We start from the raw sequence: 15,789 nt of genomic DNA, 5'->3' as shown, positions 1-15,789 counted from the left end.
AGATGTTTTTTAGTTTGAGAATTATTTATGAAAAAGTATATAAGGTGCCAAATAGCTCCATTCGTATAGCGGTTAAGCCGGAAAGATCTGTCTGCTTGGCAGAAGGATCCGGCGGAAGAATTGCTATTGCCGATACCACTGCCTTACCTTTGGGATCCTTGATCACGTTTGAAGAAAGTGTATATTGTTTAGGTAATCCAAAGAGCGTTACATTCAATAAGATATCGCTGTTTTGCTGCTGAACAGAAACTACATTATAAGTAACATTATCAATCTGTACCGTTGAGCCTGGCAGCACTTTTCCATTATTTAATGCAGTGCTGAGGTCTTCCGTAGATGAAGAAACGTTTTCGATCTCAATCTTCCAGTTGGTAAATGGTCCCAGTAATGTAAAGTTTTCACCTGAAGTAGGATCTGTGGAGTCGGGAATTCCAAAATTTGCCGGAATTTCAACATTCAGGCTCTTGCTGCTGTAAGTAAAAGTTTTGCTTATTGACTGATGCTCGAACTTATATTGTTCATTTTCAGGAGAGACTAGTGTTTCCATACCCTGATGCGTAATTGTTAACTGGATATAATCATCCTGAGGATTTTTAACAGAAGGAGTAACCTCAGCTCCGTCAAGCCATACACATACATTGGTGATGCGGACATTGGCAGCGTTAAATAATAAACTGTTAGCCCAATTCCCATCCAGGAAAGAACCTTTGGTAATTGCCGGGATATTGATGATGACAGCTCCTTCATTTTTCATTGTCTGGAGAATGTTAGGGTCATCAATACGATAGATAGCTCCGCTTTGAGTTAACGGGTTGGCAGGAAATGGAGTAGGGTTTGTGGAAAAATTTTCAAGGGCTGTGAGCCATTGCTGTGAGAAGGCACTTTCTATGAAATTAAAAGTTATATCCGAAGGAACCATACCTCCCTGATCGAAACCCAATGCCTCAGCAAAAAAATTAGTATTGCTCAAAGACCAGAATTGTAAAGCACGTGAAGCTTCATAAGCACATGACAAGACCTGATCTCTCATAATATTGAACATGTTTCCCACCGCATTAACAACACTCGGAAGTGCTGGGTCAAGCTGATTCTTACTCACCTGATTGGCCTGGCTTATCGTTTGGTTCGCCGAATCGATCTGTGAGTTATATTGAACTACAAGATCAAGCATGGCATTGTATTGTAAAATGAGATTGTTTCTGTTGTTTATACATTGTATGTAATCAGTAAAAGCATCCTGAACAGCTTTTATATCATCAGGCAGCTCGTTTTTAAAACTATTAAGGAGCTGCATTAGCTGAGATTCTGTTGCCAATATTTTTGAGGCTCCGGGATCACTGGGGCTTAATGAACCATCATCCAATTGTGTGTAACTTTCGTTCAGATTGTTAATGTCGTCTCCCAGTGATGTTACCTGGCTTACCAGATAAGTTCTGTTAATTTGGCTTCCCTGGTCATCGGGAATCGTTGCAGCAGCTTTAGAAAAAGAGTTGATTGTTTTTGCTATGGTATCTGCTCCCTGAAGGAAACCCATAAAGCCACTGGGAGCCATTGCAAAGGTTGACAATGCACTCACTACGTCATCAAAAATTTCAAAACCGTCAGGAGCATTGTAATAAGCCATAATATCCAGTGAAGTCTGTTTAATTGTCGCTTCAAGGTAGGCTTCTTTTGTAGCAATCGGTACTTCATACTGACCTATATTCTGTCCTGTTGTATCCATAAGATTATATAAATCGTCGATGTTGGCCTGTGCTGTTTTTACAGCAGTACCGGCCGCACTTTTTACGATCTGAACATTAGCGCGGGTTTGATCCTGGTTCTGTAGGCTGCTGAAGTAAGATGCATAGGCATTTTCTATTTCCTGAAGGTTATTGACTAATGTTTGTAAAACAGTTTGATACTGTTTTAAAGCAACCAATGGAACATAATTGTAACCATGCCCGTAATAATCCATTCCTTTTGCAAATTGTCGCATATAGGCATTGGCTTCATTATATATGGATTGATAAGGGAGCAGGTTTGTGGGTAATGTTCCTTGCTGATTTAATACGAAATCAAGACGCTTTGTAAGACGCTGAAGAAGAATGGCAGCAGTGGTCATGGCATCAGGATCTTCTACCGAGTCTGCTTGAAGATAGGCCATCTTTGCTTTCTGTAATGCCATTTTTGTTTGTGTGAGAAAGGCTTGGTCTACTGAAGTACCGGAATCTCCTTGATCGATGCTCATGCTTCCGGGAGTTGGTGAGGTATCGAAGGTTGTTACATTGATATCGCCTGCCTTGGGTGCAGTTCCATATTTTCCTACTGAACCGTCGCCTGTTGAGCCATCACCTTTTTTCCCTGCATTGCCAGCATGATTATTAATTTGGCTTATAATACCCGATTGCAGGCTTTTATCTTCAACAGTAAAATCAGCAGATAATTCGTCCAGTAAACTTGTTAATGCTCCCAATACAGAAGGATTAACTGGTTGATCGGAAGGAAATAATGCATCAGCTTTGGTTTTGATCTCCTGAAACTTACTATCTAATGCACTATTGGGAAAAGCAGTTTGCAGCTGATCAGATAAATCGTACAAAGCGGCTTTGTTCAGATTACTCAAAACAGTATTGATATTGTTAACCGAAGCAAGAAAGGGACTGAATATCTGGCAGGTAACATTGCCTCCGTTTCCTCCATTTCCGCTGTCCCCTCCAATTCCTTCAGATGCATTCTGTCCGTTTTGTCCATCACCACCTGCTGCATTGAATTGAGGTAAAGGGATGTTAACCTGTTGTGAGAGCAGCTGAATGGTTCCTGCAGGATTACCCGGACTTGCAGGTCCTCCGTTCCCCGTTATAGCGGGAGGCTGAGCAACAGGTGGGTTTCCGCTTACATCAAAAGTACCATTATCTGAAGAGGTTATAATGCCGGCGATGGTAAGGTTTTGCGCTTTTAGTGCACCCGTAAGAGTAAGAAGCTCCGCAATAATCGTAGTTTGTGGAGCGTCACTATCATCACTAAAATCAGAAGAGCCGCCAACCTGGAAATTATCAAGTGTGGTTAAGATTAACGTATTGTTATTGATGTCTACAGAATGCATGTAATATTCCTGCTCTTGAGCAAACAGGTCTTGATCTGCAGCTGATGTACCCCCTAAAGGGATATATGTCGTACTCTGGCTGGCATTGTCAGCGCTTTTGTGCCTTATTGTTTTTGATATCTTGTACATGTCGCTTTTCTTTAAGAAATGTTTCCGAACATAACAATGTCGCGGGGTGAGCTTACGTTTAGGCTTGTATCCAATGTAAACCGTTGCTGCCCGTTAAATAAAAGATTTGTTTCTGCTACGGTCTTAAGTGTTTCAAGTGTTACGTTCTGTTGTGGAAGGATAGCGCCTACCTGGCTTTGTATTTGGCTATTAATATCATTAATACTTATTGAATCACAGGATTCTGAGAAGCCGCTTACTGAAATATTAGGCGTATAATCATTTTGTCCTACCGAAAAAGCAAAGCTAAGATCTCCCTGGCTGTCTGTAACCCATTGAAGAGGAACAGTTGCCGCATTGTTGTTGATCTGTGTTGTGATGGTTACCGGATAAGTATCTGTTCCTGAAATTGGCGGCATACACGGGCCGCCCGGTGTAAAATAATGCAGGTTTAAATTAGTAGTTTCAACTGCGTTCACCGCTAATGTAAGATTATTACTATCTGTAAATGTGATGCTCATCGGAACACCATTAAAATTTACAGGATCAGCGTCTGCACTTGTATACCCAGAGCTTAATGATTGCCAAAAGCTCAGGTTAAGCGAAACTTTAATATTCAGTGTTTCCTGGAAAGTATATACAGCAGAAACGGAAATCGGGACATTTTCATTCCCAATATTAGTGGCATCCGTATAACCACAGTTCGAAAGTCCTGTAGGAAGATAAAACTTTGACATAAAATCACGCGAAAACATGACCGTTGTATTAGCTTCATTACACAAAGGAACAAAAGGGCTATTGTTTACATCCTGAAAAACAAGGTTAGAACCTCCTTCTCCAAGACCGCTTTCGTTGGTTTGAATAAACAAAGCCAGATAGCCCTGCCCGTTAACTTGCTGTGTTTGTAATCTGAAATTTTTTGGAGTAAGTGGAACCACTCCGCCTGTATTGGTATTTGTTATGCTCGTAAGTGAGTAATCAATAGCAGAAACATGTGTAATAAAATAATTTTTAATGTCTTCTAATAGGTTGGGGGAATTAATCAATATCGTTGGATCGTAGGGTTGCCCGTTTTGGGTAAACGTATAAGTTGTCTGATTGTTTGATGTTTGGAAATCAAGTACAATAGAAGTACCTGTACCACCTGTGCCGTCAAAGCTAATTACATCATCACCAGGCTGTACTTCACCGGAACCTGTAACTCCCGATATAGGCACTATTGCCTGCAGTGCAAACCCTGGATCTACGCTAGGCTGGGTGTTTGGAGGATTTACACTCGCAAGATTATAGATCATGTTATTGTATACCGTACTTAGAGATGGATCTTGTGCTTTCAGATAATAAAGGCTCCAGTCGGATTGATTTGCGGTAGATACCTCACTCACTGAAACTTCGGTAAAAGTTTTTCCGTCTGTGCTTTTATACCATACATTATTGTTTGTAAGGCCGGTAATGCCACTAGGTTGAGGGTTTATTAGTTCCAGCGTGAAGTCATAACTTTGCGAGGTAACAGAACTGATAGGCATGTTGAGAATAGCTGAGTTAGAACTAGAGTCAACATCTGCTTCAAATGACATTACAGGTGTTTCTACTGCCATATTTATTGTTTGCAGCACACTCAGAGATAAACCTGTAAACACTTTCGGGATGCTGATAACTGTGTATGTACTTTGATAAGGAGTATCGTCGCTCCCTAATATAATATTTTTGACAACCTTTCCTGTTGGGTCTGAATAAATGGTTTCCAGTACATTATTAAGCGTAGTCAGCCCATAAACGACAACCATATCCCATCCGTCTGTAAGAGGTAAACTTTGCATGGTTGAAATCAGGCTGTCTTTATCTAATAGACCTGATGAATCATTTTCAGAAGATAATGCCTGATCATTATGGGGAGTCTGGCCAGATTGTTTGTCTACAAGACGTATTGTAAATTCATTATTATGCGATCTTGAAACTGTGGTTTTCTTTTTCCCGAGTACAGATAGCATGGCTGTTTCATTCCCAATGCCGTCTATACCAAATACAGTTTTTACTTCATAGAGGTGTTGTCCATCATTTGGCCCTATAAAAAAGCTGAACTTACCTGTACTTGCATCATGGCGTACTTCCATTTGTTCATAATTAACCTTGTCACTTATAAGTGATTTTTCAAGAGTGATTTCACTGGTTTTTAAAATTGTTTTAGGCATATCGTTTTTTTTTGGTTTTTGTAATAATAAGTATATACAGGGCTTAAAATCTCTTATATCAAGAGTAATCCATAGGGATTGGAGGTATAAGTCGGTACAATTTGAAGAGTCTAAATAACCACTTAAATTAAAGGTATAAAACAGTTGAAATACTTATTTTTAAATATGAGTAGAAATACGGTAGCCTCGTATTTTATTATACTGAGAAAAGGAAGCTTCGGAACCAGCCGCCATAACATAAAGATTATCGCCCATAAAATTTCTATAGAAAAATTGAGATATTATCAAATTGAACTGATTTTAATAATAAATTAAATGAATTTGAATACTGCTATTTTTAAATATTTGTTTAATTTAGTGCTTTAAAAAACAACGATAATCTATGAAACCAAAGCTTAACCAGGCTTTTTTAGCTGACGGAAGAGTAAATTTTAAATGTTCAGTATTTACTTAAACTGATGTAGTTTCATGTCACTTTTGACATCTTCTCCTTGGATTTTACCAGATATAATTAATTAAGATAAAGGATATAGTCTCATCAGATTATATGCCTTATGCATACTTTTAATAAACTATAACTATGAAAAAACTTTTAATGTATCTGCCGATTCTTTCAGTGGCAGCAACATTCCAGGCCCAGGAAGTGGTCTGGCAAAAAGATATCAAATCCTCTACCCAGGATTTTCTTTCACAGGTCACCACAACCATCGATCAGCAGTATCTTATCACCGGAAGCGCCATACAATCAAGAGGGAAGCAGGAGGCTGGAACTAAACCAAACAACGGTTACGATTTTCACCTGGTTAAACTCAACCAGCAGGGAGACCAGGCCTGGGAAAAATATTTCTCAGGATCTAACCATGATTACCTGTCAGCCACCGTTACCACTCAGGATGGGGGCTTTCTACTAGCCGGAACCTCTTACTCAGGAAAAGGATTAGATAAAAAAGAAGAATCCAAAGGCGGTTCCGATATCTGGCTGATCAGAATCAATGAATTCGGCGATGAATTATGGCAGAAAACATTAGGCACCCCTTCCGATGAAGAAGCCAGAGCTGTTATCCAAACCACGGATTTAGGATTCTTTGCAGCCGGTAATGTACAGAACGCTTCAAAAGGCTATGGATCCAAAGATGTCTGGATCACAAGACTCGACAAAAACGGAAAAGAGCTGTCCCAATTAATTTTAGGCGGAAAAGGGTTGGATGAAGTCGAAAAGATGATTCCTACAAAAGATGGCGGAGCCTTACTGGGAGTTTATTCCAGAAGCTCTGAGGTGAAGGCGGGAAGCGGGGAGCAGGATGCTGGAAGCAGTGCAAAGCTTGTCTCTCATTCCAAATCCAGCAGCAATTTCGGGGAAGGCGATTACTGGATCATCAAACTAGATAAAAACGGAAAAGTAGAATGGGAAAAGAATTTCGGAGGCAAAGGAGATGACCATCTAAGAACACTGGCATTAACTTCAACAGGTTACATTATTGGAGGAGAATCCAGATCCGAAAGATCCGGCAATAAAACAGTAGGCATTGAAGAAGGCACAGACCTTTGGCTGATTTCTTTAAACGAAAGAGGAGAAGAACAGTGGCAGAAATCCTACAACTTCAAAAACCGAGATGTCCTGATGGGAATGAATGTGATCAGCGGGGAGCTGGAAGATGGAAGCCGGAGGTCAAAAGGTATTCTGTTGGGAGGTTATACCCAGGCAGAAGGAAGAATAGAGAAAGATGATGAAACCTTCTGGATGCTGTATTTAGATCAAAACGGAAACGAACAGTGGAGAAAACACATCGCCGGAGAATCCAGAAAGAAAGAAGAGAGACTTTCCGATTTAAAATTAAACCGTGATGGTTCCATCATTTTAGCAGGAACGAGTGCAGAAGAACTTGGCAAAGAAAACTGGAAGATTGTGAAGCTTGGAGACAAACAAGTAGATCAGTTGATTGAAAAATACGACATCAAGATTTATCCAAACCCTGTATCCGATTATGCGTATGTAGAAATCGGCTTTGATTTTAAGGATGCAGATATTCTGTTGTATGATATGAGTGGAAGACAGATCCAGAACCTGAAAACAAAGAATAAAGTGACTAAGATTAATACGCAAGCTTTGGTTCAGGGAGCTTATTTAATTACCATAAAAACTAATGATAACAAAACGGCGAATGCAAAGCTGATTAAGAAATAGAATACATGAAAAAGAATATAATATTAGTTTCGTTACTGCTTTCTTCTTTATATAACTCTCAAACTGTCAATGTGAAATCTCCTCAAAGTTACGAGATGGAGAGGTACGGGAATATTCCGGTTAATTTAAATGTTGGAGGAATTGATTTAAGTATTCCGTTATTTGCAGGAAATTTCAACTCAATTGGAGATTTTAACCTGACATTAGGGTATAATTCTTCAGGATTTATCCCTAATAAAAAATCAAATTATGTAGGACAGAACTGGTTTTTAAATTTTGGAGGTGTTATTTCAAGAGATGTTAATGGAATTGCTGATGATTCAGATTCATCCGAAAGTACATTCTCATCAAAAGGTTTTCTTGTGGGAGCAAGATTAAGCCCCAAATCGAATTTTGATGTTTATACAGGAAATTACAGTTCTTCTTATTGGAAAGATCATGTATCTGTAGGAGGTTATCAGTATGAACTTAAACCAGACAAATTCAATTTTAATTTCATGGGAGTTTCCGGATATTTCTATATCGGGAATAATGGAATTCCGATCGCTGTTTCAGAAGATATGAACTTAAAAGTAGATGTTTCTAATTTAAGTAGTCAGCAAAATTACGCCTGTACTCCGGAAAACTCAGAAATTGTTATTACTGATGGGAGGGGTATCAAATACTATTTTGGAGGAAACCATACCAATCTTGAGATTTCTTATCAAATGGGAAACTCCAAAGATCCTGCCCATTTTCTTCCAAATGGCCAGGGGATTTTTTCAATCAACAGCTGGTATTTAAGAAAAGTTGAATATCCTAATAATCATGTATTAGAAATAGAATATCTAAAATATAAAAAGATAGATGGCAATTTTGAAATGCCCAGTTTAGGTAACTTTTGTACATCGGTTCCACCTCCTCAGCACTCTACATTTGACTTTGTAGAAGAACTATTTGATTACAATAAATATGTCAGCCAGGAAAATCAGCGCTTCAGCTACAATTATGACACCAGCATGGGTGGTAATCATGTTTGGGGTGATGGTAGCGGTTTCTCTTACCAGGCACCTTATTTCCAATATACTCTTACTAAAAAAGTTTTTCCTTCAAAGATATCCTTAGATGGAAGGCAGCTTGTAGGCTTTAATTATACACGTTATCAATCCAATGATAATAGTTATCAGCCTTTAAAGTTGAGCAGTATTGAAATTAAAGATCAAAATCTTATGGTAAAAAAAATAGATTTTGAATATTACAGAAATAAAGACAGATTCTTTCTGACAGCAGTTAACTTTCAGAATAATAAAAAATATACCTTTGATTATTATAGTAAAGAAACACTTCCAAAAGAAACTACATTAGGAATTGATTTTTGGGGATACTGGAACGGGCAGGATGAAAATAATAATTATCTGATCCCCAAATATAATTTTAATGCAGATACCGGAGATTATCAAATTACCGGTACCTCCAGAAATGCCAATCCGGGGCTGGTAAGTACGGGATTGTTAAAAGTTGCCACTTATCCAACTGGAGGAAGTTCAACATTCTATTATGAACCTCATGCGTATTCCAAAAAAGTGGAAAAAGACTTTTCTTCAGACTTTTTCCCTTATGTGAAAACTGAATCAGGAAGTGTTGGCGGAGCCCGTATTAGTAAAATTGTTGATTCTGACGGGGTAAATACCGTGGTAAGAGATTTTAAATATATAAAAGACTATGGCTCCGGATCAACTGAATCAAGTGGTATTTCAACGCAGATGTTCAGGTACATGAACTATATAGATTATAAAAATATAGGATCAGGACGTACACAGGTTTTAACAGAAACAGCACAAAATATTTCAGAAAACTCATTAAGTTCTTCACCAATAAGCTATAGCGAAGTTGCGGAGTTAGTAAATAATACATTGCAGAAAAAATATTTTTTCAGTGATTATTCTACCAATCCGGATGTACTTATTGAGCAAAGTAATGTAAACCTTTCTGATGATGTTAAACCTTATAAACTGACAAAAAATTTCTTTATCAGGCATAATTCTAATGAATATCAGCGTGGGAAGCTATTGAAAACACAGATGTTTAATAACAATAATGTTATCAAAGAAATAAGCAATACATATTCATCATTAAGCTACCACTCTTTACTGCAAAATAGATACTTTACAAGAGTACACCAGCTTTCATCGTGGATTCATTATCAGAAAGAATTTGCCTATCCTTATTTCCTGATCTCAAGCACCACAAAAGATTATTTGGGTGATAAAATACTTACCACCAAAACAGACTATCTGCATGAAAGCGGTTTCAACCTCAATTTAACAATAGAAAGAACAATCTCTCCGGATAATAATGCAGTAGAAAAACAGCTGGCATATGCCAATGATGCAAATGTTAATAATAGTTTGATGATTTCAAAAAATATGGTAGGAATTCCAGTATCTGTTGAGGCCAGAAAAAATTATTATACTCCTATTTCTAAATCAGAAACGATATATCCGGCGAGCCAGCAAGAAGCTAATACCAAAACTTCAGGATTGATATTGCCAATGTTTACCAGGTCTTATGATTTATCCAATATTTTTGCTTCGCAAACTGATATAACTTATGATAAGTATGATTCCAAAGGTAATCTTTTACAGTACACCACCAAAGATGGTTCTCCTGTAAGCTTTATATGGGGATATAACAATACGCAGCCGATAGCCAGAGTAGAAGGAGCAACCTATGATCAACTGGTTGGCTTGGGAGTTATTACCACTATTGTAAATGATTCAGATGCAGATGCTGCAGACCCAAGTAAAGAAGGAATATTGCTTTCTTCTTTGGAAAACTTCAGGCAGAACAGTAATCTTTCCAACTATCAGATCACAACCTATACTTACAATCCGCTTATCGGAGTAACAAGCATTACGCCGCCTTCAGGCATTCGGGAGAGTTACCTCTATGATACCTCGAACCGTCTGGAAAAAGTAATAGATTCCAACGGAAAGCTTTTGAAGGAAATGAAATACAACTATAAAAACTAATACCCCTCCATGAAAAAATTAATAATCCCCATAAGTACTCTTTTACTGATGAGTACCATTAAGGCACAGGTTCAGCTGCCTTCCGGATTAGCCAGTACCACTACAGAAAATTATATATATACAAGGACCTATTTAGAAGCCAAAACCCAGAGTGATGCTAGTGCGCGTCAAATCCAGAGTGTTCAGTTTTTTGACGGCTTGGGGAGAGTCAAGCAGGTTGTTGGAATCAAAGCTTCGCCCTCAGGTAAAGATGTGGTTACACCCATTGTGTATGATTCCTTTGGGAGACATACCCGCGACTATCTTCCCGTGCCTCAGTCCGGGAGCCAGAACGGGAGTATCTATCCTCAAAACTCCTCTTTGGTAGATTTCCCTGTAAACGATGCGGCAGGGATGTACACCGGAGAAAAAGCCTTTTCAGAAAAGATTCTTGAAAACTCTCCTTTAGACAGAATTCAGCAACAGGTTCAGGTAGGCAATGCCTGGAGTAACCAGCCCGCTAAATTTGATTATGATGCCAATCTGTCTAATGAAGTCTATCAGTATATAACCACCACCACATGGGATGGGGGAGCCACCAAGAGCCAGTTGAGCCTTTCTTCAGCCACCGTTTATGCCCCTGGTCAGTTGTATAAAAATACCATTACTGATGAAGATGGCAATAAGACCATTGAATTTAAAAACGGTCAGGGTCAGCTAATTCTGGTAAGAAAAGTAAGCGAAACTGTAGAAATAGATACATATTATGTGTATAATGAATATAACCAGCTGGCATTTGTTCTTCCACCCAATGCCATTCACAAACCCGTTACCGAAGACCTTCTGAACAGCTTGTGCTATCAGTACCGTTATGATGGCAAAGGAAGGCTTGTTGAGAAGAAACTTCCCGGGAAAGGCTGGGAATATATGACGTATGATAAAGCCGACCGTCTTATCATGACCCAGGATGCGAATATGCGTGCTTCAGGGAAATGGATGTTCAATAAATATGACAAGTACTCACGTGTTATATTTTCAGGTATAGCGAACATAGGAGCGCAATTTACACGTCAACAGGTTCAGAACAGCATTTACCAGCATATAGATAACGGACGTCCTGCTACAGAGGAACGTAGCAGCACGGGGTTTAATTTTGAAGGGATGACGATTAATTACACTAATTCCGGCTATCCTGGAGAAAATATAGAAAAAGTATATACCATTAACTATTATGATACCTATCCCTCAGGAAGTCCGGTATTTGCCAATACATTTTCACAACCCACTCTTGGTGATGACATTTCACAGACTTTTAGTACCAAAAGTCTTCCTACAGCTACCTATATAAAGAATATTGAAAACGACAGCTGGACAAAGAATTACAGTTATTACGACACCAAAGGAAGAAGTATAGGGAGTTACTCTGTGAATCATTTGGGAGGACATACCTATGTAGAATCGCAGCTGGACTTTTCAGGAGTTGCCAAGACAACGATCACCAAACATAGTCGTTTGGCCATGGATCCAGAAGTCACGATAAAAGAGACTTTTGATTATGACGATCAGAACAGATTGCTGGTACACACCCACCAGGTGGGAAGTAATCCCGTAGAGTTCTTGACCCAGAATAAGTACAATGAACTTTCTCAGCTGGAAAATAAAAAAGTAGGAGGAATTGCGGCGGCAGCTCCGCTTCAGCAGATGGATTTCAAGTATAATATCCGTGGCTGGATGACGAAAATCAATGATCCGGCTAATCTTAACGGAAAGTTATTCGGTTATGAAGTAAAATATACCTCTCCTGTCTACTCAAATGTGTCTTCCGGAAGGTTCAACGGTAATATAACGGAAGTTGACTGGAGAACGTCTCGTGATAATATTCTTAAAAGATATAATTACAAATATGATAAATTAAGCAGACTAACAGAAGGAATTTATTCAGAACCGGACACTTCTGTTCCTCAGAACAATTATTATAACGAAAGTACAACCTATGATCTCAATGGAAATATAGCAAGCCTTAAAAGATATAGAAACGCAGCTAACGTAGGAGCAGAGCTGATCGATAATCTATCGTATGTTTACACTGGTAACCGCCTTGATACTGTTACGGATTCTTCATTGAACCATTTTGGCTACCCTGATACTTCAGGATCACTTATTCATTATGATAATAACGGTAATATGACCGATCATGATGATAAGAGGATTTCAGAAATAGCGTATAACCCGCTTAATTTACCAAACAGGATAAAGAAAAAGACGACAATTGCTGATAGATTTGGAAATTATTTAATGGAGAATATCTCCTATCTTTACAGAGCGGATGGAGCTAAGCTGCATAAGGATTACAGTTATTTTTCAGGAAGAAATAATAATAGCGTGACCACGATGACAGATTATCTTGATGGTTTTCAGTATACAGGGGAATCTTCAGGAATAATCTTTGATCCTGCTCCTCCAACCTCGGTCCTTCAGTTTGTACCAACTACAGAAGGTTATTTTGATTTTGTTCAAAATAAGTATATTTACCAGTATAAAGATCATCTGGGTAATATCCGTCTGGCTTTCTACCAAGGGATTAATAACAATGCAGTGGTTGACCGGACGAATGATTACTATCCTTTCGGATTGACGTTTGGTGATAACGGAGTGAATATCTTTGGTTCATTGTCTCCTAATTACAGTTATGCTTATAATGGGAAAGAATACCAGGCTGAGACAAAGATGTATGATTACGGAGCCAGAATGTATATGCCGGAGCTGGGAAGATGGGGAACGGTAGATCCTTTGGCAGAGAAAATGACAAGATATAGTCCATATAATTATGTATTTAATAATCCGATAAGATTTATTGATCCGGATGGTAGAAGAGGAACAGACTGGGTTGGGAAGACAGATGTTAACGGAAGTACTACATGGCAATGGAGAGCAGATATAACGAACGCTTCGGATGCCGCTAAAAATGGATTTGACTCTTATTCTGATGGTGTTACCAATAATAAATATACTTCTAAATCAGGATCTGAAGTAACATTAGGAACTGAAGGAAAATGGTCTGAAGATTTTACCGATGTTAATAGAGCAAGATTAGGCGAGGCAATTAATAATTGTAATGCCTGCAAACAATTAGAAAGTGTGGAAAAAGCTTTGTTCATTGGTGTTCCTATCGCTATTGCAACTGGTGGATTAGGTGGGTTTGCGGTATCAGGAGAAATGACCGCCAGTGCCGTTAGTGCAAGGTTTTTAACAGATGCTTCAGTACAGGCTGCGGCTAATTTTAATACCAATGGTGGAAACTTAGGATCAGCGATAAAGAATGTTAATCTGACACAATCTGCCTTAGCAGGTGCAGGAGTGAGCTATATAGGTAATGCTGTGGTATCAACTGCTATTAATGTTAATGCAGCAGACACTAAATCAGTATTTACAGGTGGAGTTTCTTTAGGGACTTATGCCACGCAGGCAAGTCTGAGTATTGCGGGAGGAGCCGCGGTAAATGGAATAACATCTTCTCCGGTATTCAAGAGTATTGTGGTAGGATCATATATGAGTACTACATCAACCTTAGGACAGACTGCAGGGACTGCGGTGGCTAATGTATTAATGAATACACCGGATTATACCAGAGCAACTCTTCAAAACAGAGTACCATAATGAAAAAATTATTTGAAAAACTACACTATTATTTTTTTGTCAGAGAGTCAAAATGGAATATCGTATTTTTATTGATAGTGATATCTCCCTTATTTTGGTATATCTATACAAAACAATCTCCCATAAAGGAAGGAAATTACACAATAGCGTATGCAACAAAAATGTATTGGCCCGTAATATCTTATAAAAGGATAGAGTATAATTATAATGTGGATGGGAAAAACTATAATGAGACGAATATTTATGCTTTAGATCCCGAGGTAAAAATTCCTGGCAGGTATTTAGTGCAGTTTTCAGTAAAGGATCATTCTTTTTCTACAATCTATCCGAATATTCCTGTTCCGGATAGTATTAAAGAAGCCCCAAAGGAAGGATGGAAAGCGCTTCCATCATGGGCAAAAAAATAATAAATTTATATAAGCTGAAAAACAGATTATAATTTCTATTCAGGTTTAAAATAAACGGGACTCAAAGGTAGTCCCGTTTATTCGTTAAATATTAAAATTAAACTTCCAGAAATAAAGATTTTCTTTATTATGACTCGGCTCATAAAGATACCAATGAATGTTTCATACTTTTAATCAAAGTTTTTCATTCATCCCAATAGTTTTTGCCTCCGGATTCGGAGGCTTTTTATTACATTAGTAGTTATATTATTATTTGTGGTAGAATTCAGCTGTATCTTCTATAAAAGCGAAACAGCCACAATGAAAATATTGCAGCTGTTTCTGAAATCAAATATCGTTTTATTATAAAGATCTGGAGCGGGCAATATTAATAAGATACACCAAATGAGCATACATGCTTCGTTTCACAGATTCTATCTTTATATCTCCGGTGGTCTGGTTGATGGTGGTTACAAAATCTGCATTACATTGTCCGGCAAAGTCACCGCTTCCTAAATAATTAACCTTGTTAGCTGTCGGATAAGAAATTCTGGGATAGTCAGGAGCCGTCTGGTTCGCAGTAGGAGTGGCATTAGAAAATCCTTTATTATCAACATATCTCGCGGTCCATACACCTAAAAACTGTCCGTTACCTGTATTGATTCCTTGCCCAATCACAACCTGGGTATCTACAGGATTATTGAATCCTAGGCATGAAGTATAATGGTTTAAAGAAACAGTGCAAGATGAAGCATTGTCAGTAGGAACAAAACATTTTCCTTCATAAATAGTCAGCCTTTGTTCAGATGCAGACATAGAAGTATTCAATAATGCTTTCGGAGCAAAAAGTTCTTCCGGCGAAATCAATGTAAGAACTCCTTGAGAATCCGCCGCTACAATCTTCCCGTCAGCATTGGATAATCCTCTTACTCTAACTTGACCATTAATGTCTAAAGTTTGGGTTGGAGTATTTGTATTAATTCCTACCTGCGCACTTAAACTGTTAAAAAAAGCAAAAGATGCCCAAAAAAATGTCTTTGTTTTCATGTTATTGAGTAAATATTTTAAATTTTTCACTAATATAGGAAATATATATGCAATGAAAATTAAAATTTGCTTAAAATGTATATGCCATCAACTTTAAATATTCTTAATATAAATTGAAGTGAGTTTTTTAAACTTAGGA

Annotated in this window: 7 protein-coding genes; 4 read left to right on the top strand and 3 right to left on the bottom strand. The window is 38.2% G+C overall.

Features of this window, described 5'->3' with window-relative positions; all coding sequences use genetic code 11:
- Positions 1-25: 25 nt before the first annotated feature.
- Both F3J23_RS10845 and F3J23_RS10840 read right to left on the bottom strand, forming a co-directional pair.
- On the bottom strand, positions 26-3,214 hold the full coding sequence (locus F3J23_RS10845; protein WP_167028315.1) for a hypothetical protein: 3,189 nt from the start codon (positions 3,212-3,214) through the stop codon (positions 26-28).
- Between the two features lie 11 nt (positions 3,215-3,225).
- Positions 3,226-5,385 (bottom strand): hypothetical protein, encoded by a 2,160-nt coding sequence (locus F3J23_RS10840; protein WP_167028312.1) that lies wholly within the window; start codon positions 5,383-5,385, stop codon positions 3,226-3,228.
- 580 nt (positions 5,386-5,965) lie between these two features.
- Here F3J23_RS10840 and F3J23_RS10835 point away from each other — a divergent pair.
- The 4 genes from F3J23_RS10835 to F3J23_RS10820 are packed head-to-tail and all read left to right on the top strand — an operon-like array spanning position 5,966 to position 14,624.
- Positions 5,966-7,570, top strand: a complete 1,605-nt coding sequence (locus F3J23_RS10835) for a T9SS type A sorting domain-containing protein (protein WP_167028309.1) — start codon at positions 5,966-5,968, stop codon at positions 7,568-7,570.
- A gap of 5 nt (positions 7,571-7,575) precedes the next feature.
- Positions 7,576-10,581, top strand: coding sequence for a hypothetical protein (locus tag F3J23_RS10830; protein ID WP_167028306.1), 3,006 nt, complete (start codon positions 7,576-7,578; stop codon positions 10,579-10,581).
- 9 nt (positions 10,582-10,590) lie between these two features.
- On the top strand, positions 10,591-14,217 hold the full coding sequence (locus tag F3J23_RS10825) for a DUF6443 domain-containing protein (protein WP_167028303.1): 3,627 nt from the start codon (positions 10,591-10,593) through the stop codon (positions 14,215-14,217).
- Entirely contained in the window at positions 14,217-14,624 is a 408-nt protein-coding gene (locus F3J23_RS10820) for a hypothetical protein (RefSeq protein WP_167028300.1), read from the top strand. The genes F3J23_RS10825 and F3J23_RS10820 overlap by 1 nt, the downstream gene beginning before the upstream one ends.
- 342 nt (positions 14,625-14,966) lie before the next feature.
- On the opposite strand, the gene F3J23_RS10815 is transcribed toward F3J23_RS10820, so the two are convergent.
- Positions 14,967-15,650: a hypothetical protein gene (locus F3J23_RS10815; protein WP_167028297.1), complete on the bottom strand. Its 684-nt coding sequence runs from the start codon at positions 15,648-15,650 to the stop codon at positions 14,967-14,969.
- Positions 15,651-15,789 lie beyond the last annotated feature (139 nt).

Source organism: Chryseobacterium sp. Tr-659 (genome assembly GCF_011752975.1).
Lineage (GTDB): Bacteria > Bacteroidota > Bacteroidia > Flavobacteriales > Weeksellaceae > Chryseobacterium.
This window is presented reverse-complemented; position numbering and strand designations above follow the sequence as displayed.

What these genes read in the sequence shown, in the direction of transcription:
- F3J23_RS10845 (WP_167028315.1), bottom strand. Translation starts at nt 3,214, where the DNA reads ATGTACAAGATATCAAAAACAATAAGGCACAAAAGCGCTGACAATGCC.
- F3J23_RS10830 (WP_167028306.1), top strand. Translation starts at nt 7,576, where the DNA reads ATGAAAAAGAATATAATATTAGTTTCGTTACTGCTTTCTTCTTTATAT.
- F3J23_RS10825 (WP_167028303.1), top strand. Translation starts at nt 10,591, where the DNA reads ATGAAAAAATTAATAATCCCCATAAGTACTCTTTTACTGATGAGTACC.
- F3J23_RS10840 (WP_167028312.1), bottom strand. Translation starts at nt 5,385, where the DNA reads ATGCCTAAAACAATTTTAAAAACCAGTGAAATCACTCTTGAAAAATCA.
- F3J23_RS10835 (WP_167028309.1), top strand. Translation starts at nt 5,966, where the DNA reads ATGAAAAAACTTTTAATGTATCTGCCGATTCTTTCAGTGGCAGCAACA.
- F3J23_RS10820 (WP_167028300.1), top strand. Translation starts at nt 14,217, where the DNA reads ATGAAAAAATTATTTGAAAAACTACACTATTATTTTTTTGTCAGAGAG.
- F3J23_RS10815 (WP_167028297.1), bottom strand. Translation starts at nt 15,650, where the DNA reads ATGAAAACAAAGACATTTTTTTGGGCATCTTTTGCTTTTTTTAACAGT.